This is a genomic window from Desulfobaculum sp. (genome assembly GCF_054921475.1).
The window spans coordinates 1-23430 of the sequence record NZ_JBUDSW010000001.1 but is presented as its reverse complement, the minus strand read 5'-3'; the positions used below and the strand labels follow the sequence as shown (position 1 = coordinate 23430).

The window sequence follows — 23430 nt, the reverse complement described above, 5'->3', positions numbered from 1 at the left end:
AGGAGAACCATGTCCCGTCCCGGATTTTCATTCCTCATCTGCCCCGACGTCGAACTGCTGCGGCAGGAGATGGATCACCTCGTCGCCACCTACGGCGACGGCGCCACATGGGTGCGCCGCGTCTACTGGGCCGACGACGGCGACCTGCCCGGCTCGTTCTGGCAGGACCTGACAATCCCGGACCTCATGGGCACCTCGCGCCTTGTTATCATTCGGCGCGCCAACACCTTTCTGGTGGATACGTGGAACAAGCTGGAAACCGCCCTCGCCAGCGCGGGCAGCACCATCTGGCCCATCTTCTGCCTTGAGGGCGCTCTGGACAAAAAGGGCAGCCCCAAGGTCCCCAAGACGCTGACCAAGCAAAAATACTGGGCCGTGGCCGAAAAACGCGGCTGGGTCTGGTCGTCCCCCGGTCTGACGCGCCGCACCCTGCCGGACTTTGTCCGGAGCTACGCCAAGCGAAACGGTTTGGACATCGCTCCAGACGTCCTGCGCGCCCTGACCGACGCCCTGCCCACCGACGCCCTTGGCGCGCGCAGCGAACTGGACAAGCTGGCCCTTGCCGCCGGGGACGCAGGCACCGTCACGCGCGACCACCTCACCGTCATCGCCGCCGAGGCGGACATGGACGTTTTTGAATTCATCTCCATGCTCCAATCCGGCGCAACGCCCGAGCGCGTGTGGAAAAAGGTTTTCGACAACCGCATGGTCAGCTCGTCGGACAATATTTTGTTTTCCTTCCTTGCGCTGCTCCAGCGCGACGCACGCATCATGTGGGAGCTTGCCCACGGCGAAAAACCCTCCGCATGGGTACCCCAGCCCCGCCAACGCGCCATGACCACCACGGCCAAGCGCCTTGGTCCGGCCCGCCTGTCCCGCATCTGGGACCTCACCATGGAGGCGGAATTCGGCATCAAGAGCGGCCAGCGCACGCCGGAACAGGCTTTTGAAGCCATTGTCGGCGGCCTGTACACAGTTTTTCAGGATGCAAAACCCGCCGGAATGCGATAAATCTTCCTTGAATCCGGCAGGATGCATTCACCGCCACCACGCACGGCCACCCCAAAAAATCCGGGCGGCCCCCTTGCCCGCCTCGCAACGAAGACCTATTATGAGCGATAACCGGCATTATCTGGGCCACAGGCAACGCCTGCGAAACCGCCTGAAACACAACCCGCGCGAGCTGGCCGATTATGAAGTTCTGGAACTGCTTCTCGGTCAGGTCATAGTCCGGCAGGATACAAAGCCCCTCGCCAAGGACCTCTTGTCGCGCTTTGGTTCCCTGTATGGTGTGTTTGCGGCCCGTCCCGCGGAATTGCGTCAGGTAAAGGGGTTTGGCCCCAAGCTGGAGGAGTTCTGGCACCTGTGGCGCGAAACGTGGGCCCGCATGGGGGAATCACGCGTGCGTGAACGCGAGGTGCTTGGCACCCCGCAGGCAGTGGCGCAAATGGCCATCTCCCGTCTGGGGCATGCCGTGAAGGAAGAATTCTGGGTTGCCCTGCTCGACACGCGCAACAGGCTGCTGAGCTGGGAGCAACTCAGCCAAGGGACGGTGGACCAGTCTCCGGTCTACGTCCGCGAAGTGCTCTCCCTAGCGCTGGAACGCGAGGCGAGTTCCATTATCCTCATCCACAACCACCCGGGGGGAAACCTTCGGCCATCGGCGCAGGATGAGGAAGTGACCGCCCGCATTTGCCGCGCCGCGCGCGACCTTGGCATGCGTGTGCTTGACCACTTGGTCGTCAGCGGCGGCGAGTATTTCAGCTTCCAGTCCAGGGGGATGCTGTAGAACAGAATTTCCCCAGCGCGCCAACCTCAACCTAGGAGGCGGTCATGGTTCGAAGCCTTCAGTGCCTTATCACTGGAACGGTTCAAGGGGTCGCATTTCGAGTATGGACCCACGACCAGGCTCACAACCTTGGTGTTACCGGCTGGATTCGCAATCTTGCCGACGGCACCGTCGAGGTCTTGGCGCAAGGCGATGACGAAGCGGTGAATACGCTCAAGCGGCGGCTTTTGGCCGGCCCTTCGCTCGCTAAGGTTGAAAATGTGCAGTGCAAATGGATCGACTACGATACGGAACACGACGAGTTCCATATCCGGTCCTGACGCACCCTGCACCGACAGGATGCCTTTCGTCCGCAGCGGCGGACCAAAGAGCCTAGACAGACGCCGTGCATCTGCCCCCGGGCATGATGCCCCGCGCCGTCCGATTCGCACAACTGTACGCCAAAGGAATACTTATGACGGACGAGCTTCTCGACTCCCTTCTCGTCATCGCAGATAGTGACGACCCCGCGTCCGCCGGAACCATCACGGAGCTTCCCTCCGACGATGAACAGGCCACTGCGCCCGAAATTCCGGAAGAACTGCCCGTTCTGCCGGTCCGCGATATCGTGGTCTTTAATTACATGATCCTCCCGCTCTTTGTGGGCCGGGAAAAATCCGTGGCCGCTGTGGAAGCCGCACTGGCCGACAAACGCCACATCCTCATTTTGTCCCAACGCGACGAAAAGGTGGACGACCCCAGCGCCGAGGACCTGTACACCATCGGCACTGTGGGCATGATCATGCGTATGCTCAAAATGCCCGACGGCCGCCTCAAGGTGCTGGTGCAGGGCGTTTCGCGCGCACGGGTCAAGGACTTCACCGGCGACTCGCCCTACCACACCGCCACCGTGGAACTGATCAAGGACGAGGACACCACCGAGCTGACCCCCACCACCGAGGCCATGATCCGCGCGGCCAAAGACCAGAGCGAAAAGCTCATGAGCCTGAAGGGCATCTCCTCGCAGGACATCATGGGCGTGCTCAACAGCGTGGACGAGCCCGGCCGCCTTGCCGACCTTATCGCGTCCAACCTGCGCCTGCGCGTGGAGGACGCCCAGTCCATCCTTGAGACCTTCGACCCCATCGAACGGCTGGAACTCATCAACACCCTGCTGGCCCGCGAAATCGAAGTGGCCTCCATGCAGGTGAAAATCCAGTCCATGGCCAAGGAAGGCATGGATAAGGCCCAGCGCGACTTCTTCCTGCGCGAACAGCTCAAGGCCATCCGCCGCGAACTTGGCGAAGCCGACGAGCAGAATGAAGAGCTGGAAGAAATCGCCACCGCGCTGGACAAGGCCAATCCGCCCAAGGACGTGCGCAAGGAAGCCGACAAACAGCTCAAGCGCCTCGCCAGCATGCACCCGGATTCCTCCGAGGCAACGGTCATCCGCACCTATCTGGACTGGATTTCCGAACTGCCGTGGAACAAGGCCTCGCGCGACAGGCTGGACATCCGCAAAGCGCAGAAAATTCTCAACGAGGACCACTACAATCTGGAGAAGGTCAAGGAGCGCATCCTTGAGTACCTCTCCGTACGCAAGCTCAATCCCAAGATGAAGGGACCGATTCTGTGCTTTGTGGGCCCTCCGGGCGTTGGCAAGACCTCCCTTGGGCGGTCCATTGCGCGCGCCCTTGGCCGCAAGTTTCTGCGCATCTCCCTTGGCGGCATGCGTGACGAGGCCGAAATCCGCGGCCACCGCCGCACCTACATCGGCGCCATGCCCGGCCGCATCATTCAGGGCCTCAAGCAGGTGGGCACCAACAACCCGGTGTTCATGATGGACGAAATCGACAAGCTGGGCGCGGACTTCCGCGGCGACCCGTCGTCGGCCCTTCTTGAGGTGCTGGACCCCGAGCAGAACAACTCCTTCTCGGACCACTACCTCAACGTGCCCTTTGACCTGTCCAAAATCATGTTCATCTGCACGGCCAACACGCTGGACACCGTTCCCGCCGCGCTGCTTGACCGCATGGAGACCATCCGCATCCCCGGCTACACGGAGCATGAAAAGGTCAAAATCGCGCGCCGCTACCTGCTGCCGCGTCAGGCTGAGGACAACGGCATCAAGCTGAAGGAAATGCAGATTTCCGACGCCGTCATCGGCCAGACCGTGCGCGAGTACACCCGCGAGGCCGGCCTGCGTAATCTGGAGCGCCAAATCGGCTCCATTTGCCGCAAGCTGGCGCGCAGAAAGGCCGAGGGCGACAAAGGCCCCTACAGGGTCACGCCCAAGGTGCTGGAAAAGTTCCTTGGCCCCGCGTACTACCGCGACGACGAGATGGAAAAGACCCTGCCCCCCGGTGTGGCCCTTGGCCTTGCCTGGACGCCCTTTGGCGGCGAAATCCTCCATATTGAGGTGACGCCCATGAAGGGCAAGGGCAAGCTCACCCTCACCGGCAAGCTGGGCGATGTGATGAAGGAATCCGCACAGGCGGCCCTGTCCTACGCCCGCAGCCGCGCCGACGTCTTTGGGCTGGACCCCGAGTTCACGGAAAACGTGGACCTGCACGTCCATGTGCCCGCAGGCGCAACGCCCAAGGATGGCCCCTCGGCTGGCGTCACGCTGGTGACCGCCGTCATCTCCGCACTCACGGACACCCCGGTGTGCGCCGATGTCTGCATGACGGGTGAAATCTCCCTGCGCGGACGCGTGCTGCCCGTTGGCGGCATCAAGGAAAAAATCCTCGCCGCCGTGGGCAACGGCATGCGGCAGGTCTTCATCCCCAAGCAGAACGAGCGCGACCTTGTGGACGTGCCCGCCGAACTGCGCCGCAAGATTACGGTGACGCCCGTTGAGCTCATCGACGAAATCTGGCCGCAGGTCTGCGTGAAGAAGGACTAGCGTCCTCCACAGCCCACGGGCTGCCATCACACACAACGAAAGGCCCGCATCATCTGGCGATGATGCGGGCCTTTTTTGTCCGCGGCGGCAGGGCGTAGTGCCTACCGCCGCGCCTTTTGCGGTGTTGTGCGGCCTTTTATTCCAAAAGGCCAAGCTCGGCGGCGTGGTCCACCAGTTCCACCACGGCGCGGTCGCCGTCAAGGAACAGGTCGATAATATCGGCATCCTGCTGCGGTGCCAGCCGCGTTGCCACGAAATTACGGATGCCCAGCGCGATGGTCATCTCCACCATCTCCGGGAATTCCTTGCCCTCGGTTACATGCTCGAAAAGCGCCCCCTCGAAGCAGTCGAGCAGCTCTTCATGCGACAGCGCCTCAAGCTCGGCGCGTTCATCGTGTGCCATAACGTGTCTCCTTGTGCCTGCGCACCTGCGTTGTGCCGCCCTCTGTACATATCACCAGCCCGTCTGTCTACAACTTGGACTATCGCATGCGCGGCGGAATCTGTTAAAACCAGACGAGGGACCACCACCAAGCGCCGCACTCCGGCAAACCATGGGGGATATGATGGAGAAGCACCTTTGCATTCACGGTCACTTCTACCAGCCACCGCGCGAGGACCCGTGGCTGCGCACCGTCCTGCCCGAGGGCAGCGCCGCCCCGGGCCTCAACTGGAACGAACGCATCGCCCGCGAAAGCTACGCCCCCCTCGCCTGGGCGCGCCTGCTTGACGACAAGGGGCGCATCGCCCGCATCGTCAACGTGTATGAATACCTCAGCTTCAACTTTGGGCCAACGCTCTTCTCGTGGATGGAAAAGAGCGACCCCGAAACCTACCACCGCATTCTGGATGCGGACAAGGCCTCGCGCTCGCGCCTTGGTTTCGGCAACGCCCTCGGCCAAATATGCCACCACGTCATCATGCCCCTTGCCAGCGACGAGGACAAGAAAATCGAAACCGCATGGGCCATGCAGGACTTTGAGGCGCGCTTCGGCCGCCAGCCCGACGGCATGTGGCTGTCCGAAACCGCCGTGGACAGCGCCTCCCTTGAGGCCCTTGCCGAGGCAGGCATCGCCTTTACCATTCTGGCCCCGCGCCAAGCCGCCGCCATCGCCCCCACAGGCCGCGACGACTGGCACAATGTGGACGAAGGCGGACTGGACATCACACAGCCCTACCTTGTGGAACTGCCCTCCGGGCGCACCATCAGCGTCTTTTTCTACCACGGCGCACTCTCGCAGGCCGTGGCTTTTGAGGAGCTGCTGCGCGACGGCGGCGCGTTCTGGTCCCGCGTGAAAGACGCCACCCTGCCGGGACTTTTGTCGCTGGCAACGGACGGCGAAACCTACGGGCACCACTTCACCTTTGGCGAAATGGCGCTGGCCTATATGCTCATGCAGGCCGAGGACGCCCCGGACCTGTCGCTGACCAACTACGCGGCCTACCTTGCCGCGCATCCGCCCACCCACCGCGTGCGCCTGCACGAGCCGTCCTCGTGGAGCTGCGCCCACGGCGTGGAGCGCTGGAAGGCGGACTGCGGCTGCAACACGGGCGGGCATCCGCACTGGACCCAGCGCTGGCGCGATCCCTTGCGCCGTGCGCAGGACCACGCCCGAAGCGCCGTGCACAAGCACTTCACCGCCACGGCCCCGCGCTATTTCCCGCAGCCCGCAGACGCCCTGTTGGCCTACGGCTCGGTGCGCTTTGGCGGCGCAGACCCAGAGGCCTTCCGCGCCTCGCACTTCTCCGCAAACCTCTCGGACGACGACGCCACCACCGCGTGGGACCTGCTGGAGATGGAGCAATGGTCGCTGGCCTCCATGGCCAGTTGCGCGTGGTTCTTTGACGACCTTGACCGCATTGAACCCCTTGGGGCCATGACCTACACCCGCCGCGCACTGGAACTCGCCAGCGACACCGGGCTGGATACCACGGCCGTTGCGCGGGACTATCAGGCCATCCTCGCCGAAGCCGTCGCCAACCAGCCGCCCCAGTCCTCGGGGCGGGAGCTGTACATCCAGCGCGTGCGCCCAAAAAGCGAAACGCCCCAGAGCCTCATTGCGCAGGGGCTTGTCATCCTATGGGCGCGCGGCCTGCGCCACAATATGCCGCAGGAGACGCGCATGGGCTGGCCCGGAGCCAGCATCGACTTTGCCTTTGAGAGCGTCCCCGGGAGCGGTACGCTTCAGGGCACGGCCACCATCCACCGGGGACGCGGACGCGACCAGCGCTACACATGGACGTGGCAGCGCTCCACCACGGAAAACCCGCTGGAGAGCAGCGTCACAGTGCACTTTGAGGACGGGGAAGCCAGCTTCCTGCCGCGCGACCTGCCGTGGAACAAGCGGCAAGCCATCGCCCTTGAATGGGCCGCGGCCAGCGAGGAAGCTGTGTGGAACCGGCAACTGGTGGGAGTGCAGTCGGGCCTGCATCTCATCCAGCCGTGGACGGAATCGCAGGCTACACAAAATATGGCATGGCACTGGGGGCGCTTTTGGGCGCCGCTGGCATGGACCACAGCCATAGAGCCAAGCGCCCCGGAAAACCTCATGGACTTTTTGCAGGCCCAGCCCGCAGGTCAGCCCGAGCGCGCGGCGTTTTCGCACCGCATCATTACCGAGGTACTGCGCCTTATGGACGACAAAGCGCCGGAGGACACCATTGTCGGCATCATCCAGCGCGCGGTGGAGCTTGATCCGGAGCTGGACCTGTGGTCCGTCCAGAACAGCGTATGGAACCAGAGCGCCCGGTACGCGGCCTCGGAGTCGCTTGTGGAGCTCCTTGGCTTTGCACCGGGCGCTGTAGCATAACCTAGTAATGGGGCGGCGGCGGATCGTCGGACAGGCCGTTTCCGGACTGCACGTCCAGTGCGGCCAGCTTGCCGGCCATAAGGTCCAGACGCCGCTCAAGGCGGTCGATCTGCTTCTGCTGGTCCGTGATGACGTCGTTCAAGTCGTCGATGACCTTCAGGTTCAGGGCCACGTCACTTTCCAGTCTGATCACCCGATCTTCCATAGTCTTCGGCATGGCACCCTCCTTTGTATGGCGCGGGCGCGGCGAAAGCCGCGCTACGCGCCGTGTTCCGGGGAGCGCTCCCCGGCGTGGTCCAATATAATCCGGAACTCCTCAGGGCGTACGGGCTGGACGGACAGCCGGGAGCCTTTCCGGAGCAGTTCCATGTTCTCAAGTCCCGCCACCGTGCGCAAGTACTTCAGGGGCAAAGGCACGTCGAATATGCGTTCAAGGCGAATGTCCACCATAAACCACAGCGGCCTGTCCGGCGTGCTGCGGCTGTCGTAGTAGCGGCTTTCCGGGTCCCACGCGGTGTGGTCGGGGTAGGACTCGCGCACCACCTCGGCAACGCCCACCACGCCGGGATTCTTCACGCTGTGATAAAACAGCACCTTGTCCCCCACGCGCATATCGTCGCGCATGAAGTTCCGGGCCTGATAATTCCGCACCCCGTCCCAGCTTGTTCTCTGGTCAGCTTCCGCCGCAAGGTCGTCGATGGAATAGGCTCCGGGTTCCGTCTTCATCAGCCAATACTGCGTGGACATGGTGGCTCCTTGTCGTATGTGGCGGTGGTGGTCCGCCCTGCTATGCGTCGGTGTCCGGGGCATTTGGGGCGTCTGGGGCGTCCTGCCCGCGCCATGCGGCCCAGCTTTTCTCGGCGCGCTGGGCGTAGAGTTCTTTGCGGCGCTTTTTGCCCGCGCGCACATTAAGCGGCGGCATCAGGCCAAACTGCACATTGGAGGGCTGAAAGTCCTTGCTCTCCTCCTGCAAGTGCCCAAGGAGCGCGCCAAGAGCGGTATCGCGCGGGGGCAGGGTCACCTCGCCACCCGTCAGGCGCGCGGCAAGGTGCATGCCCAGCCACAGGCCGCACGCGGCGGACTCCACATAGCCCTCGACGCCCGTAATCTGCCCCGCAAGGTAGACATTCTCGCGCGTTTTCAGGCGCAGGTTCGGGGTCAGGGCGTGGGGGGCATTCACGTAGGTGTTGCGGTGGATGCTGCCCATGCGCTCAAACTCGGCGTTCTCCAGCCCCGGAATCATCCGGAACACGCGCTTCTGCTCGGGGTAGGTGAGCTTGGTCTGAAAGCCCACCATATTGAAGCGGGTCTTTTCCTTGTTCTCGGCGCGCAGCTGCACCACGGCAAAGGGGCGCTCCCCGGTGCGCGGGTCCGTCAGGCCTACGGGCTTGAGCGGTCCAAAGGTCAGGGTCTGCGGGCCGCGCTCGGCCATGGCTTCCACGGGCAGGCACCCCTCGAAGTGGATTTCCGTCTCAAAGTCGTGGGGCTTCACCTTATCCGCCGCCAGAAGCTCGTTGTACAGGGTCATGTACTCGTCTTCGGTCATGGGGCAGTTGAGGTAGTCGTCATCCTCGGGCCGCCAGCGCGAGCCCCAAAAGGCCTTATTCATATCCACAGAGTCCGCGGCGATGATGGGGGCGATGGCATCATAGAAATACAGGCGCTCCTCGCCAACGGCGCTGGCAAGGCTGGCGGCAAGGCCGTCGCTGGCCAACGGACCGGCGGAGACCACCACGACCTCGTAGTCCGCAAGTTCCGGCGCGTCGATGCTGGCAATCTCGCGGCGCTCCACGGTGAGCAGCTCGTGCCCTTCAATGCGCTCGGTGATGGCTTTGGAAAAGCGCTCGCGGTCCACGGCAAGGGCCTTGCCTGCGGGCACGCAGGTGTCGTCCGCGGTTTCCAGCACCAGGCTGCCCGCGTCGCGCATTTCGCGCTTGAGCTGGCCCACGGCGGTGGTCGGCTCGTCACTGCGCAGGGAGTTGGAGCACACCAGCTCCGCCAGCCCCGGCTCCACATGCGCCGGGGAATACTTTTCGGGCTTCATCTCGAATATCACGCACGGCACACCGGCGCAGGCAAGGCGCCACGCGCATTCACATCCGGCCAGTCCGCCGCCGATGATGGCTACTCTTGGTTTGCTCACACTGTCCTCGTATATGTTTGTACGGCCCCGCCCTGCGGAACGCCGCCTTCATGTCATGCATGGCGCGCCATGCGCCCTTGTCTTGTCCGAGAATAGGCACGGACGCGCCCCGGGGCAAGCCCCCACGCACTCCGCGCCAGCCACGCACGTTGACAATTCTTCCTCCCGCGCCGCACAATGCAGCTTGGCAACGGTATCTTTCACAATTCCCACCACGAGGCAAACTCTTCATGCACCTGCTCAGCATCCGGGGCCTGCAAACCTCCTTTGACACCGCACAGGGCACCGCGCACGCCGTGGACGCCGTAGACCTTGACGTTGCGCGCGGCGAAACCGTGGCCGTCGTCGGCGAATCCGGCTGTGGCAAAACCATGCTCGCCCTGTCCGTTCTGCGGCTGGTGCCGTCGCCTCCCGGACGCATCGCCGCCGGCAGCATCCACTTTGACGGCACGGACCTGCTGGCCCTGCCCGAGGAGCGCATGCGCGCCATACGCGGCAACGACATCTCCATGATTTTTCAGGAACCCATGACCAGCCTGAACCCGGTTTTCCGCGTGGGGGAACAGATTGCCGAGGCCGTGCGCCTGCACCAGCATCTGGACGCCAAGGCCGCCATGGACGCCGCCGTGGACGCCCTGCATCAGGTGGGCATCCCAGAACCAGCGCGCCGCGCCCGCAGCTATCCACACGAGATGAGCGGCGGTATGCGCCAGCGCGTGGTCATTGCCATGGCCCTTGCCTGCGACCCGCGCCTGGTCCTTGCCGATGAGCCGACAACAGCCCTCGACGTCACCATTCAGGCCCAGATTCTGGACCTGATGCTGGACCTGAAAAAACGTCGTGATGCGGCCATTGTATTCATTACGCATGACCTTGGCGTGGTGGCCCAAACCTGCTCGCGCGTGGCCGTGATGTACGCCGGGAAAATCGTCGAAGAATCCCCGGTGCGCGAGCTGTACCGCGAGCCGCTGCATCCCTACACCATGGGCCTTATGCGCTCGGTGCCGCGCATTGACGCCACAGAGCGGCTGGTCCCCATCTCCGGCATTGTTCCCAGCCTGTACGACCTGCCCCCGGGGTGCCATTTCTCCCCGCGCTGTCCCCACGCCTTTGACCGCTGCCGCGCGGAGCACCCGCCCCTTCTCGATATGGGACAGGGCCGCCGCGTGCGCTGCTGGCTGCACGGTGGCTGACCGTGTCGCTGCTTGCCGTGGACCTTGGCCTCCGCACGGGGCTTGCCTTCTATGACGCGAGCGGGCGCCTTGTGTGGTACCGCTCGCACAACTTCGGCTCCCACACCCGCCTGCGGCGCGGCGCGCCCGGCATCCTGCACCGCTGCGAGGGCCTCACCGACATCGCCCTTGAGGGCGGCGGTTCCATTGCCGACATCTGGAGCAAACAGGCCCAGCGCCAAGGCCTTGCCGTCACCATGCTGGCCGCCGAAACGTGGCGCGCGGACTTTCTGCGCCCAAGCCTGATGCGCAACGCCAAACAGGCCAAACTCGCCGCGGGCACCCTCGCCCGCGCTGTCATCGACCACTTTGGGGCCAAGCGCCCGACCTCCCTGCGCCACGACGCCGCCGAAGCCATCCTCGTTGGGCTGTGGGCCGTCCACCATCTGGGCTGGTTGCCCGCCCTGCCCGGCGCCCTGCGCCGCTAGCCTCCATGCGCTCCCGCCCGCTGCATTTGCGTGCAGCGCGCTCTGATGATAGGCAGTATATCTGTAGCCGTGCATCATTCCACCACTGCGAAACAGTGGTGTCGCATTCATGACAAACTACAAAATACGCGCCATGACAAATTCCATCGCATAAAGCACGCCCGGCAACAACACGGCGCCACGCAAACACAACAGACCCAAGGAGCCAAGAGTGCTGCACAAAGCGGCGGTCAAAACAAGTCTGAACGAGCCACGCCGAAAACTGCTTGAGATGATTGCCCAGCTCAAGCACTTCGGCACCACGCACGTCCACCTCGTGCACATCCGCACCCGTTCCAGCTACCGCGACCGGGAATCGGCAGAGGAGCAAATGGAGCGGCTGGTGCCTGCCATCGAAAAAATGGGGCTGGCGGTGGACTACTCCATCCGCAACGGCCACGCGCCAACGGAAATCATCCGCGTGGCGGAAGAGGCAGGCGCGGCGTACATCGCCATCCTGTGGGAGCCCAAGGCCCTGCTGCGCCAAGCCCTGCTGGGCAGCATTGACTCGGACATCCTGCGCCTGAGCAGTCTGCCGACGTTCCTCTACAAGCCTTCCCTCATCGGCGAATCCCCCAAAATTGAGCGGGTGATGTACGCCACCGACCTGCAGCACACCGACGCCACGGTGATGCCCTACCTGCGCGACAGCCGCTTCCGCGCGCATACGCTCTATCTGCTGCATGTTGGGCACCGCGCCCCGGACCCGGAGACGGAAGAGCAGCGGCGCGAAACCCTGCGCGCCGGTCTCCAGCGCCTTGCGGCCGAATGCGCCCACGCCTACGACACGCTGGAGGTTATTGAATCCATCGGCATGGTGACCAAGACCATCGTCAAGCAGGCGCGCGCCAAGGGCGCAAACCTCATCGTGGTGGGCAAGTCCGATGACCCCGACGCAATGACGCGCATCGTGGGGTCCACGGCGGAGATGCTCCTGCACAAGGCCCCGTGCAGCGTCTTCATCATTCCGAACCTGTGCGTTCTGCCGGACCAGCACCCGGTGACGCGCCAGATTGCCAAGGAAGAAGGATCCTCAGCGTGAGACACGACAAAAACACTGTTTTCAGCATATCCCTGCTTATCGTCCTTATCCTCGTGCTTGTGGGCATTGTTGCGCCGGAGCGCCTTGATGGGTGGACCGCGGTCATGCACACCAGCATCATCACCCACTTTGGCTGGACGTATCTGCTCTCGGCCTTTTTATTTCTGGCGTTTTGCATATTTATGGCATTCAGCCGGTACGGCGACATCAAGCTGGGGCACGACCACGAAAAGCCGCGCTTTTCCTACTTTGGCTGGTTCAGCATGCTCTTTGCCGCGGGCATGGGCATTGGCCTCATCTTCTGGGGCGTGGCCGAACCCATGAGCCACTACCTGAACCCGCCGGCCTACATTGACGACGCCTCGCCCGAGGCCGCCAAGTTCGCCATGCGCTACAGCTTTTTCCACTGGGGCGTGCACCCGTGGGCCATCTATATCGTCATGAGCATGTCCATCGCCTACTTTTCCTTCCGGCGCGGCATGCGCCCGCTGCTCTCCAGCTGCTTCTACCCGCTGCTGGGCAAGCGCATCTTCGGCCCTGCGGGCTACACCATCGACATCCTTGCCGTCTTCGCCACGGTGTTCGGCATTGTGACCTCGCTGGGCCTTGGCGCCATGCAGATTAATACCGGCCTTGCCAGCGTCTTGCCCTTCAAGGCCACGTTCACCAGTACCCTCGCCATCATCGGCGTGGTGACGGTACTGTTTATCATCTCCAGCATGACCGGGCTGGACAAGGGCATCCAACTGCTCAGCAAGGCCAACGTCATGCTGGCTATCACCATCCTCGCCTTTATGCTGGTGGTCGGCCCCAGTACCATGATTATGAACATCTTCATCAGCACGCTGGCGGACTATGCCTCGTCGCTGTTCACCATGAGCCTGTCCACCAACCCCTTCCGCGGGCTGGAATGGACCCAGAGCTGGACGCTGTTCTACTGGGCGTGGTGGATTTCGTGGTCGCCCTTTGTGGGGCTGTTTGTGGCCTCCATCTCGCGCGGGCGAACCATCCGCGAGTTCGTCACCGGCGCGCTGCTGGTGCCCACCCTGCTGACCTTTGTGTGGTTCAGCGTCTTCGGCGGCGCAGCCTTTGAACTGGAACTGCACCAAGGCGCGGGCATTGCCGCCGCCGTGGCCGAGGACGTGTCCACCGGCCTGTTCCAGCTCTACGCCCATTACCCGCTCAGCGGCGTGCTTACGGTGCTGACCATTGTTCTGCTGGTGGTGTTCTTTATCACCTCCGCGGACTCCGCCACCTTCGTGCTGGCCATGATGACCTCCGGCGGGCAGGACAATCCGCCCACCAGCAAGAAGATTATCTGGGGCCTGACGGTCTCGGCCACGGCCAGCGTGCTGCTCTTTACAGGCGGGCTTGAGGGCCTGCAGCGCATGGCTATTGCGGCAGCGCTGCCGTTCTCGGCCATTATGCTCCTCCTGTGCCTGTGCCTGCTCTCCGGCCTGCGCTACGAGTTCCGCTACGAGCGAAACAAGGCGCCCCTGCCCGGCACGGACGTGGAGCGCGACGCCAGCTAACGCGGCGACAAAAACCGAGCAAAACACAGCGCGCCGGATGGCAAGACCCATTGCATCCGGCGCGCTTTTGCATCCACGGCCCGCATTTGCCCACACGGCCCGGCAGAAATGCACTACGCCCGCACCTCGGGGCTGCCGACAGTGCCAACGCGCTTTCTGCAACGGAGCGCACTTGCATTTTACAGATTCTCGGCGTACTCATGTCGTCTTTTGGGTCTTGACACAGCAATTTTCACGTTTAGCCCCCGCGCACGCGGGGTCTGCATCAAGGGAAGGTTTTTCCAATGAATTCAGGCAAGGGGAATGCGCTGGCGCTGCTACCGCTGGCGGTATTTCTGGTCATCTTTATCGGTACCGGGGTCTGGTTGACCATTTCGGGTACGGAGATGGCCTTCTATCAGGTGTCTGCGACGGTGGCCATTTTACCGGCCATTGTTCTCGCGGTCCTGTTGGCTCGGGAAAAGACGTCCGAAAGTATCGGTACATTCATCGAAGGCGCAGGCGAGTACAGCATCGTCACCATGTGCATGATCTACCTGCTTGCGGGTGCCTTCGCCTCCGTCGCCAGCGCTGTTGGCGGCGTTGAGTCCACGGTGAATCTTGGTCTTTCCATCGTTCCGGCTACCATGGTTCTGCCCGGTCTTTTCGTTATTGGCGCGTTTATCTCAACCGCCATGGGCACATCCATGGGAACCATTGCGGCCGTAGCACCCATCGCCGTTGGCGTGGCCGCCAAAACAGACATCTCCCTTGCTATGCTGATGGGCGCCGTTGTCGGCGGCGCCATGTTCGGCGACAACCTTTCCATGATATCCGACACCACCATCGCCGCCACCCGCACACAGGGCTGCAACATGCAGGACAAGTTCAAGATGAACTTCCTCATCGCCCTGCCCGCCGCCATCATCAGCGTTATCATCTTCGCTGTGCTTGGCGTGAGCGGCCACGTGCACTCCGAGGGCAGCTATGAGCTCGTCAAGGTCCTGCCCTACATTGCGGTGCTTGGCCTTGCGCTGAGCGGCATGAACGTCTTTATCGTCCTGTCCGTTGGCATTGCGCTGGCTGGCGGTGTGGGCCTCCTGTACATGGACGCCTACTCCCTGCTGCAGCTGTCCAAGGACATTTACAGCGGCTTTACCGGCATGCATGAGATTCTTGTGCTGTCGCTGATGATTGGCGGCCTGAGCGCGCTCATCAAAAAGGGTGGCGGCATTACGGCCATCTTGAACTTTATCGAGCGCCTGACCAAGGGCAGCCGCAGCAAGCGCGCCGGAGAGCTGTCCATCAGCGCTCTGGTCTCCCTTGTGAACTGCTGCACCGCCAACAACACCGTGGCTATCATTGTCACTGGCGGTGTCGCCAAGGAAATCGCCACCAAGACGGACCTTGACGTGCGCCGCAGCGCCAGCCTTCTCGACATCTTCTCCTGCGTGATTCAGGGGCTTATCCCCTACAGCGCGCAGATCCTCCTCGCCGGCTCCATTGCCGCCATCTCTCCCCTCGATATCGTGGGGAACATGTACTACTGCTTCATTCTCGCAGCAGCAGCCGTGCTGAGCATCCTGCTCGGCTTTCCCAAATCTCGAAAACGGTAGCCGAAAGGCTATGCGTACTGCGCCGCGTCTGACACGCGCGGCGCCCGCAAAGAAGAGCCAGCCGATCAGCGTGGTCCGGAGTACCCCTCCGGGCCGCGCTTTTGGGCTATTGCCCCGTGGTGTTTGCACAATGGTTTCATTATGACCGCGCACATACGCGCACAGCACGCTCAAGAGCTTAAGAGAGGTTCATTTCCAATGGGACAAAGACTGATGCACAGGATTCCCACCGTCATGGCGCTGGCCGTGGCACTTGTCACACTGCTTTCCGGATACGCCTTCGCCGCTGACGCCAGCCTCGGCCCGGTCAACGCGAAATACTACGGGGCGTGGACGCTTATCCCCCCGTTTGTCGCCATCGTGTTGGCCTTCATGACGAAGAACGTCATCTTCTCCCTGTTCATTGGCGTCTTTTCCGGCTGTTTCATGCTGGAGAGCAAGGGATTTAACATCTACAACGGCATCGTTCATGGCTTCCTGCGCCTGTCCAACGAGATTCTTGCCTCGCTGGCGGACCCGTGGAACGCGGGCATCGTCCTGCAGTGCCTTGCCATCGGCGGCATGATTGCCGTTGTGTCCAAAATGGGCGGCGCCAAGGCCATTGCCGAGGCCCTCGCCCGCCGCGCCAACTCCCCGCGCAGCTCGCAGTTTGTGACGTGGATTCTTGGCATCCTCATCTTCTTTGACGACTACGCCAACTCCCTGACCGTTGGCCCCATCATGCGCCCGGTTACGGACAAGATGAAGGTCTCGCGCGAGAAGCTGGCCTTTATCATCGACGCCACCGCCGCGCCCATCGCGGGCATTGCGCTTATCTCCACCTGGGTCGCCTACGAGATTGGCCTCATCCGCGACGGCTTCCAGGCCGTTGGCATTGAAGCCAACGCCTACGGCGCGTTTGTGGAGACCATCCCCTACCGCTTCTACAATATCTTCATCCTGTGCTTCATCATCGCCACCATCTTCCTGCTGCGCGAGTTTGGCCCCATGCGCAAGGCCGAGATGCGCGCCCGCACCTCCGGCAAAGTGCTCGGCGACGACGCTAAGCCCATGGTTGCCGATGAAGCCACCGGACTGGAGCCCGACCCCAACATTACGCCCAGCATCTGGTACGCCATCATTCCCATTGGCACGCTTATCGTGGCGGCCTTCCTTGGCTTCTACTTCAACGGCCGCGATGTCATCATGGCCGGCGGCGACGCCGCAGTCATGGCCATGGTGAAGGAGTCGCCCCTGTCCTTCCGCGTGATTCAGGAGTGCTTCGGCGCATCCGACGCCTCTGTGGTGCTCTTCCAGGCGGCGCTTATTGCGGGCATTCTTGCCGTGCTTATTGGCATCTGCCGGGGCATCCTGAAGCTGGAACAGGCCGTGTCCATTTGGGTGCAGGGCGTGAAGTCGCTGAACATCACCGCCGTTATCCTGCTGCTGGCGTGGTCGCTGTCCGCCATCATCAAGGAGCTGGGCACCGCCACCTACCTTGTGCAGGTGCTGTCGGACGCCATTCCGGCGTTTTTGCTCTCGTCCATCATCTTCATCTTGGGGTCGTTCATCTCCTTTGCCACGGGCACGTCCTACGGCACCATGGGCATCCTGATGCCGCTGGCCATTCCGCTGGCCTACGCCATCAACCCCGAACACAGCTACGTCATCATGAACATTGGCGCGGTGCTGACCGGCGCCATCTTCGGCGACCACTGCTCCCCCATCTCGGACACCACCATCCTGTCCTCCATGGGTTCGGCGTGCGACCATCTGGACCACGTCAGAACGCAGATTGTCTACGCGCTTTCCGTCGCCACCGTGACCATCCTCTTTGGCTACATCCCGGCTGGCCTTGGCCTGCCTATCGAGATCGTGCTGCCTGCCGGCCTTGTCGCCATCGTTGTGTTGGTGCGGGTGGCTGGTAAACGGGTCGAAGCCTAATCACCCCCGCAAACACCACAGGCTCTTTGGCCACCCCTTCGGGGGTGGCCTTTTTTGTGGGCGGCGCACATTGGCCCGCCTTATGCATTTCACCCCCTTAAGCCGCCACAGCGGCAACTTTTACCACTGCACAAAGAAGGAGAAACGCATATGGCCATCAGTGGCGTCTACAACAGCCTGACCAACCAGATGTCCGTTAAAGTCGGTGACGAGGAGACCAAGGAAGCCGCAGCGCGCAAGCAGACCGGCAAAGAGGAACGCACTCTTGACGACGTCACCTTCTCCACCATGGGTGACCGCCTGAGCGCCATGGTCCGCACCAGCCCCACCACCAACGTGCTCGATGGCTTGCAGGCCCAGATGCAGAGCATGCGCGAGGTGTTCCTGAACACCGTGAACAAGCGGCTGGAAGACGAAGGTCTTTCGGAAATTGAAGATTTTTCCCTGCGCAAGGACGAAGAGGGCAACATTGTTGTGGCCGGCGACCACGAGCACGCCGACGCCATCGAACAGCTCTTCAAGGACGACCCGCAGCTGGTCAAAGCCTACGACCAGATTGCCGAGATGACGGAAATGGGCTTCAAGACCGCCCACAATCCGCAGGTGATGCGCGCCCGCACGGGCCTTGCCGCCTACCTTGCCCAGACTGGCGACGATATGTTCGGCGGCTCCTTCCAGATGCTACTGTCCGGTTCCGCCACGTCCATGCAGACGTTCTGGAACTAGCCTATGTATCAGGGCCGGCCCTGCGCTGGCCCTGATGCATCCCCCGCCCGCCCCCTTGGCAGCCCCGCGCTGCCCCCTGCTCACATCATGCCTCACCCCATGCAGACGAAGGGGTGTGCATGCGCCACATCTCTCCTCTCCCATTTCCGACTGCGCCGCCCCGCCGCGGCGATTTTTGCCCAGCGCCTTGCACGAAACGCCGCCCACGGCTAAAGTCGGAGTCTGTTATGGCCGAAGAGAACACCATGCGAAACAGACTCATCCCCCTTGCAATGCTGCGTTTTTTCCCAGCCGCGCTTGCCGCGCTTGCCGTGGTTTGGCTGCTGTCCCCCACCTGCGCCAACGCGCGTCCCCTCACCGAGGAACGCCTCAAGGCCTTTGAGGCCTACACCGTCGGTGACGACCAAGCCCGCGACCTGGTCCGCCCTGTGGACCGTCCGCGCTTTATCTCCGTGCCCAACGCCTCGCTGGTGCTGGAGCGCGACGAAGTCGTCTTTGTGGAGGAAGCCCCAGGCGGCGTGGTCCGCATTTATCCCCGCCTCGTCCTGCTGCGGCACGAGGTGGTCAACATTGCGGGCGATGAGCAGTTCCGCTGCGTCACCTATTGCCCCTTCACGGGCAGCCTCATCGGCTACATTGGCCGCATTGAGGGCGACGCCACCAGCCTTGGCACCACCAACCAGCTGCTCAACTCCAACCGCATCCTGTACGACCGCTCCACCGGCGCGCGCTGGCCGCAGATTCTGGGGCAAGCCATCGACGGCCCGGTAAAGGGCGAATTTCTCCAGCGGTTCGGCCTGCTGTGGACCACATGGGAACGCGCGCGCGAAGTCTACCCCGACGCGCAGGTGCTCTCGCGCCCGCGCTCCGGCCCGAACGTCAATTACAGCCGCGACCCGTATGGCTCCTACCGCCGCAGTGGCACCTACTACGACACCGGCGGCTCGTATTATCCCCTGCTGCACACGGACACCCGCGTGCACCCCAAAACGCGCGTCATAGGCCTTGCCGACCACGGCGGCTCTGCCCTTGCCATCAACAAGGATGCCGTGAAAGCCGCCACGGCCGTCACCCTCGGGTTTGGCCTCAACCCCGTCGCCGCCTTTTACGACCCGCAACTCGACACGGTGCGCACCTTTGCCGCCACGGTCAACGACAGGCCCCTGCATTTCGAACTGGTGGACGGCGTTATCCGCGACACAGAAACCCACACCCAGTGGAACCACCACGGCGTGGCCGTGCAGGGCCGCCTGCGGGAAACGCGCCTTGCGCCCATGCCCGGCATGGACTGCATGTGGTTTGCGTGGAAAGCCTTCCACAACCACACCCAGTACTGGGACGGCGAAACGCTCTATCCCTATTAGCGCCAGCCCTGCCGCCAATCCGGGGGGAGGAGCGCCAACTTTCCCCCTTCCGTAAGCCGGGGCAAACAGGTATGGTGCCTTGCACCAAAAACCTCAAAAGCCACAGGACGACTCATGAAGGAAGCCTTGTTTCGCGGCGTGCTCATTGGCGGAGCCCTTGGGGTCATCGCCACATTTGCCTTCCACTTCGACCCGCCCCGGGCATTTTTCCTTGGCGTGACCGGCGGCCTGCTGGCCGGTCTGACGCGCTACCTCATCACACGCAGAAAGGACCGCTAGCTCCCGCATGGATGATACCCACAATGGCGAGCTGTTGCGGCGCGCCTTTTTCCTGCTTTTTGTGCTTGGCATCTGCACGCTGGTGGCCGTGAGCCTGTTTTCCGGGTTTATGCCGCCGTACAAGACGCTGTTCTTCTCTGTTTCGCTGGACAACGTCCTCCACTTCATGGCCTTCGCCATGCTGGCTACTGTGGCCGCGCCAGCCTTCCGCACCCGCACCGTGGCCCTTGCCGCCCTTTTGGTGCTGCTGCTCCTCGGCTTTTCCCTTGAATTTTGGCAGAATTTTTTGCCAAACCGCCGGTGCACGCTGGCGGATGCGGCGGCCAACATGCTGGGCATCGCCCTTGGCGGCGGCTTTGGGTTCTTCCTGCGCCTGCGCTTTGTGGAGCCGCTTCCGGCCAAAGCGCCGCGGCGCAGCCCCGCGCACTAAGCCGGTCTGCCCCAGACCGGTCTGCCCAGACGGGTTGGCCTGCGCCATACGGCCACGAAAAAAGCCCCCGCATATGCGGGGGCTTGTTCGTCTCGCTTGCGCCTCGGGGGCTGAAAACGCGTGGGAGCGGACTAACCCACAAGCAGGTCGCCGTTGACCACGTTAATGGGACGGCCCTGCTGGAAGGCGTGAATATTGGCGGCGGCCTGACGCATCAGGTTCTGCCGCGCGGTAAGGGACGCCCACGCAATGTGCGGGGTCAGCAGGCAACCCGGCGCGGTGAGGAGCGGATTGTCCGGGGCGATGGGCTCGTGGGACACCACGTCCAGCGCCGCGCCGCGCAGGTTATGCGCATGCAGTGCGGCGGCAAGGTCAGGCTCATTGATGAGCCGCCCGCGCGAGGTATTCACCAGCAGCGCGTCCGGACGCATGCGCGAAAGCAGCGCCTCATCCACAAAGCCTTCATTCTCCGGCGTCAGCGGGCAGTGCAGGCTGACCACGTCGGACTGCTCAAAGACCTGCTCGATGGAGGCGTAGCTGAAGGGCGCGTAGTCCGGCACGGGCTTGGGAGTACGGGTATTCACCAGCACACGCATGCCAAAGGCGTGGGCAAGCTCGCACACGCGGCTACCAATGGCGCCAAAGCCCACAACGCCCATGGTCTGGCCCGTCAACTCCACCTGCGGCGAGCGCCAGTAGCACCAGTCCTCACTGCGCGCCCAGTCGCCATCCTTGACGCTGAGGTCATGGTCGCGCACGCGGTGGTTCAGCTCCAAAATCATGGCAAACACGAACTGCGCCACGGCGTTGGTGCCGTAGCCGGGCACGTTGCATACGGGGATGCCGCGCCGTCCGGCGGCCTCAAGGTCCACCATGTCAAAGCCTGTGGCCAGCACGCCGATGTAGCGCATGTCCGGCAGCTGGGCGATAACATCCGCCGTCAGCGCCGATTTATTGGTGAGCACCATGCGTGCGCCCTGAGCGCGCTCCACAATGTCCTCCGGCTCGGTACGGGGGTAGACGGTCACATCACCCAACTCTTCTATGGGAAGCCACGGGTTGTCACCCGGATTCAGCGTCTGTCCATCCAAAACGACGATCTTCATCTGTTGTCATCCTTGTAAGAATTCGAGTCATGCGGTCCCACGGGTCCCGCCGTTTCCTGGCCACCGGCCACCACGCCTTGCGCGCGGGAGCGCCGCGAGGTACTGCGCAAGCACCTTGGACGCCAATCCGTCCCCGGCCGCCACAGTCTGTAAAACATCATCCGCCGCGTCATGCAACCTCCGAAGCTGCCGCGCCGGGAAATATCGTGGCATATCGGGCCTGCGCCGCAACAGCTCCGCCCAGCCCGCCGCGGCGGCGTGGCGGCACGCGGCCTGAATGCGCAGGTCCGCCTGTGCGGCGCACACCGCCACCATATGCCGCACCACAGCAGGCAACGCCTCGTACGCAGCCTTATTCAGTATCAGGACAAGGCGCTCCGAGGGCCGCAGCCATCCCGGCAGCAGCACGGCGTCCGCCGCCGCGTCCAGCCCAAGGGCCATTTCGCAGGCGAGGCCATGCCACCATGCCCCATCAAGGTGCTGTGAGGCAAATGCCGCCTTCATCGCCGCACCGGTTGCGGGCAGGCCCTCCGGCACCTGCGCCCCGGCGGCGGTCAATACCCGCGCGCCCAGCCCACGCGCCGGCAGTCTCAGCCCGCGCACGCTATCCGCCGCCACATCCACGCCGCGCGTCCACGCAAAGGGTCCGCCGCCAGTATCGCCCATAGGCAAGGCAAAAACGCCGCGATCCAGACCAGCCTCGCGCAACAGGTGCAGCCCGCCGCCATGATACAGCCACGCATCCATGCCCGCCGCATCCAACCCAAAGGGCACCGAGGCAAACGCCTCCAGCGCCGCGCCACTGCCCCGCTGGTGGCTGAGGAGCACGTGCCCGCAGTCCAACTCGCCCGCCGCCACCTGCGCAAGGATGTCGCCGGGCGACGCCGCACCGCCCGCCACGTTCACATCAATGGCAAGGCGCGACTCGGACACAAGGGCGACCTCGCGCGCAAAGGCAAAGACGCCACGGGTCAGGAGGGGCATGTCCGCCGTCCACTGCACGCCCATGCGCCAACGCGTCCGCCCTGCGCCCGCCGCAAGGACCTGCCGGGGCCGCGCCAGCGTCAAAGCCGAGATAACCCCTGCCATATGCAGAAATTGACGTCTCTTCACCTGCATGCACTCCCGCTGCAAAAGCATACATTGCGTCAACAAAAACGGCGCATCAAAGCGTCTGAACCACGCACAAGAAAAACAGACTATTGCACAAGCATTGAACAGCAATAGATAAAGTGATATGCACCGTCAATACATTCCACACCATAACGCATACCCGGAGCCTGCATGACGCTCACATCTCCTTTTCCGTTGCCGCCACCACGCTCCGTCACTGTGCTCACCGGCCGTCTTGCTTTTTCCCCGCGCGTCGCCCCTGCGTCCCTGCGGCCCGTGCGAGGCGTCGTTTCCGCCCTGCCCCCCGGAGGAATGTAACATGCCATCACCGCGCATCTTTCTCCGCGTTCTCGTCTTTCTGATCATTGCTTTCGGCGCGCTGGCGCTGGCTTCCGGCGGATACTCCGCGTGGCGCCTGTCCACCCGCCTCACCACAGAGCACGAGGGCAAAGCCCTCGCCATCGCCCAAACCCTTGCCGCCAACCTCGCGCGCGATGTCACGCAGGCCAACGGCGCGGCCGAGCCGTTGGATGGGCTTTTGCAGCATATTGATACCATTGACGGCGTGTCCTATGTGCTCGTCACCGACAGTGCAGGCCGCCCAGTGGCCCACACCTTTGCAGGCGAGGTGCCGCAGCCGCTCCTTTCCGCCACCATGCAGGCCAGCGCCACCGGCATCCGCCGCATCTCCGCCGCGCAGTCCCAAAGCTACCTTGACGGCTCCTGCCCTGTGGCAGGCACGGACCTGACCGTGCACGTGGGCATGGACCACCGCCCCGTGCAAAGCGCAATGCACAGCTCCATTCTGGACCACCAAATTCTTGCGCTGGCCTTTTTTACACTGTTTGCCCTTGCCGCATGGGTCTACACCAACAGGCTAACACGTCCGCTGCGGCATCTGGCAGATTATGCGCGTCAAGTTCGGGGGCACAACTTCACAGCCGACCTCAGCATCACCTCCGACGATGAAGTGGGCGACGCCGCCCGCGCCATCC

General features: G+C 63.1%; 22 protein-coding genes. 16 read left to right on the top strand and 6 right to left on the bottom strand.

Annotated features, from left to right (window positions below; all coding sequences use genetic code 11):
* The first annotated feature begins 9 nt into the window (after positions 1-9).
* The 4 genes from holA to lon all read left to right on the top strand — a co-directional run bounded on the left by holA (position 10) and on the right by lon (position 4673).
* Positions 10-1011 carry a DNA polymerase III subunit delta gene (gene holA / locus ACY69P_RS00110; RefSeq protein ID WP_462326169.1) on the top strand — a complete coding sequence of 334 codons (1002 nt, stop codon included), beginning with the start codon at positions 10-12 and terminating at the stop codon, positions 1009-1011.
* A 100-nt stretch (positions 1012-1111) separates the two neighbouring features.
* The gene (radC, locus tag ACY69P_RS00105; RefSeq protein WP_404845718.1) at positions 1112-1789 is read left to right on the top strand and encodes a RadC family protein; all 678 of its coding nucleotides are present in this window, start codon (positions 1112-1114) and stop codon (positions 1787-1789) included.
* A gap of 44 nt (positions 1790-1833) precedes the next feature.
* Positions 1834-2109 (top strand): acylphosphatase, encoded by a 276-nt coding sequence (locus tag ACY69P_RS00100; protein ID WP_404845717.1) that lies wholly within the window; start codon positions 1834-1836, stop codon positions 2107-2109.
* A 134-nt stretch (positions 2110-2243) separates the two neighbouring features.
* Positions 2244-4673 carry an endopeptidase La gene (lon, locus tag ACY69P_RS00095; RefSeq protein ID WP_459897895.1) on the top strand — a complete coding sequence of 810 codons (2430 nt, stop codon included), beginning with the start codon at positions 2244-2246 and terminating at the stop codon, positions 4671-4673.
* 136 nt (positions 4674-4809) lie between these two features.
* Here the strand turns inward: lon and ACY69P_RS00090 are convergent, their stop codons facing one another.
* Entirely contained in the window at positions 4810-5076 is a 267-nt protein-coding gene (locus ACY69P_RS00090) for a hypothetical protein (protein ID WP_459897893.1), read from the bottom strand.
* A gap of 160 nt (positions 5077-5236) precedes the next feature.
* On the opposite strand from ACY69P_RS00090, the gene ACY69P_RS00085 reads away from it, so the two are divergent.
* On the top strand, positions 5237-7483 hold the full coding sequence (locus ACY69P_RS00085) for a DUF3536 domain-containing protein (RefSeq protein WP_462326168.1): 2247 nt from the start codon (positions 5237-5239) through the stop codon (positions 7481-7483).
* A 1-nt stretch (position 7484) separates the two neighbouring features.
* On the opposite strand, the gene ACY69P_RS00080 is transcribed toward ACY69P_RS00085, so the two are convergent.
* Genes ACY69P_RS00080 through trmFO form a run of 3 tightly spaced genes read right to left on the bottom strand, consistent with a single transcriptional unit; the run spans position 7485 to position 9626 of the window.
* Positions 7485-7700: a SlyX family protein gene (locus tag ACY69P_RS00080; RefSeq protein WP_404845713.1), complete on the bottom strand. Its 216-nt coding sequence runs from the start codon at positions 7698-7700 to the stop codon at positions 7485-7487.
* 41 nt (positions 7701-7741) lie between these two features.
* On the bottom strand, positions 7742-8230 hold the full coding sequence (locus ACY69P_RS00075) for an EVE domain-containing protein (RefSeq protein ID WP_462326167.1): 489 nt from the start codon (positions 8228-8230) through the stop codon (positions 7742-7744).
* 40 nt (positions 8231-8270) lie between these two features.
* Positions 8271-9626 (bottom strand): methylenetetrahydrofolate--tRNA-(uracil(54)-C(5))-methyltransferase (FADH(2)-oxidizing) TrmFO, encoded by a 1356-nt coding sequence (gene trmFO, locus ACY69P_RS00070; protein WP_462326166.1) that lies wholly within the window; start codon positions 9624-9626, stop codon positions 8271-8273.
* A gap of 230 nt (positions 9627-9856) precedes the next feature.
* Between trmFO and ACY69P_RS00065 the strand changes: the two genes are divergently transcribed.
* From ACY69P_RS00065 to ACY69P_RS00020, 10 genes are all read left to right on the top strand, one after another.
* Positions 9857-10819, top strand: a complete 963-nt coding sequence (locus ACY69P_RS00065) for an ABC transporter ATP-binding protein (protein ID WP_462326165.1) — start codon at positions 9857-9859, stop codon at positions 10817-10819.
* A 2-nt stretch (positions 10820-10821) separates the two neighbouring features.
* Complete coding sequence (locus ACY69P_RS00060) at positions 10822-11286, top strand: hypothetical protein (RefSeq protein ID WP_462326164.1); 465 nt, start codon at positions 10822-10824, stop codon at positions 11284-11286.
* A gap of 211 nt (positions 11287-11497) precedes the next feature.
* On the top strand, positions 11498-12367 hold the full coding sequence (locus tag ACY69P_RS00055; protein WP_462326163.1) for a universal stress protein: 870 nt from the start codon (positions 11498-11500) through the stop codon (positions 12365-12367).
* Complete coding sequence (locus ACY69P_RS00050) at positions 12364-13899, top strand: BCCT family transporter (RefSeq protein WP_459897880.1); 1536 nt, start codon at positions 12364-12366, stop codon at positions 13897-13899. The genes ACY69P_RS00055 and ACY69P_RS00050 overlap by 4 nt, the downstream gene beginning before the upstream one ends.
* A 284-nt stretch (positions 13900-14183) precedes the next feature.
* Complete coding sequence (locus tag ACY69P_RS00045; RefSeq protein ID WP_462326162.1) at positions 14184-15494, top strand: Na+/H+ antiporter NhaC family protein; 1311 nt, start codon at positions 14184-14186, stop codon at positions 15492-15494.
* Between the two features lie 213 nt (positions 15495-15707).
* Positions 15708-17417 carry a Na+/H+ antiporter NhaC family protein gene (locus tag ACY69P_RS00040; RefSeq protein WP_462326161.1) on the top strand — a complete coding sequence of 570 codons (1710 nt, stop codon included), beginning with the start codon at positions 15708-15710 and terminating at the stop codon, positions 17415-17417.
* Positions 17418-17567: 150 nt separating this feature from the next.
* The gene (locus ACY69P_RS00035; RefSeq protein WP_462326160.1) at positions 17568-18143 is read left to right on the top strand and encodes a hypothetical protein; all 576 of its coding nucleotides are present in this window, start codon (positions 17568-17570) and stop codon (positions 18141-18143) included.
* Positions 18144-18370: 227 nt separating this feature from the next.
* Entirely contained in the window at positions 18371-19507 is a 1137-nt protein-coding gene (locus tag ACY69P_RS00030; protein WP_462326159.1) for a DUF3179 domain-containing protein, read from the top strand.
* 114 nt (positions 19508-19621) lie between these two features.
* Positions 19622-19786: a hypothetical protein gene (locus ACY69P_RS00025; RefSeq protein WP_404845702.1), complete on the top strand. Its 165-nt coding sequence runs from the start codon at positions 19622-19624 to the stop codon at positions 19784-19786.
* Between the two features lie 7 nt (positions 19787-19793).
* Positions 19794-20216 (top strand): VanZ family protein, encoded by a 423-nt coding sequence (locus ACY69P_RS00020; RefSeq protein WP_404845701.1) that lies wholly within the window; start codon positions 19794-19796, stop codon positions 20214-20216.
* 131 nt (positions 20217-20347) lie between these two features.
* On the opposite strand, the gene ACY69P_RS00015 is transcribed toward ACY69P_RS00020, so the two are convergent.
* Positions 20348-21322 carry a D-2-hydroxyacid dehydrogenase gene (locus ACY69P_RS00015; RefSeq protein ID WP_404845700.1) on the bottom strand — a complete coding sequence of 325 codons (975 nt, stop codon included), beginning with the start codon at positions 21320-21322 and terminating at the stop codon, positions 20348-20350.
* 27 nt (positions 21323-21349) lie between these two features.
* Positions 21350-22435, bottom strand: coding sequence for a hypothetical protein (locus tag ACY69P_RS00010; RefSeq protein WP_462326158.1), 1086 nt, complete (start codon positions 22433-22435; stop codon positions 21350-21352).
* Between the two features lie 319 nt (positions 22436-22754).
* On the opposite strand from ACY69P_RS00010, the gene ACY69P_RS00005 reads away from it, so the two are divergent.
* A partial coding sequence (locus ACY69P_RS00005; protein ID WP_462326157.1) for a HAMP domain-containing protein occupies positions 22755-23430 on the top strand: 676 nt, incomplete at its 3' end.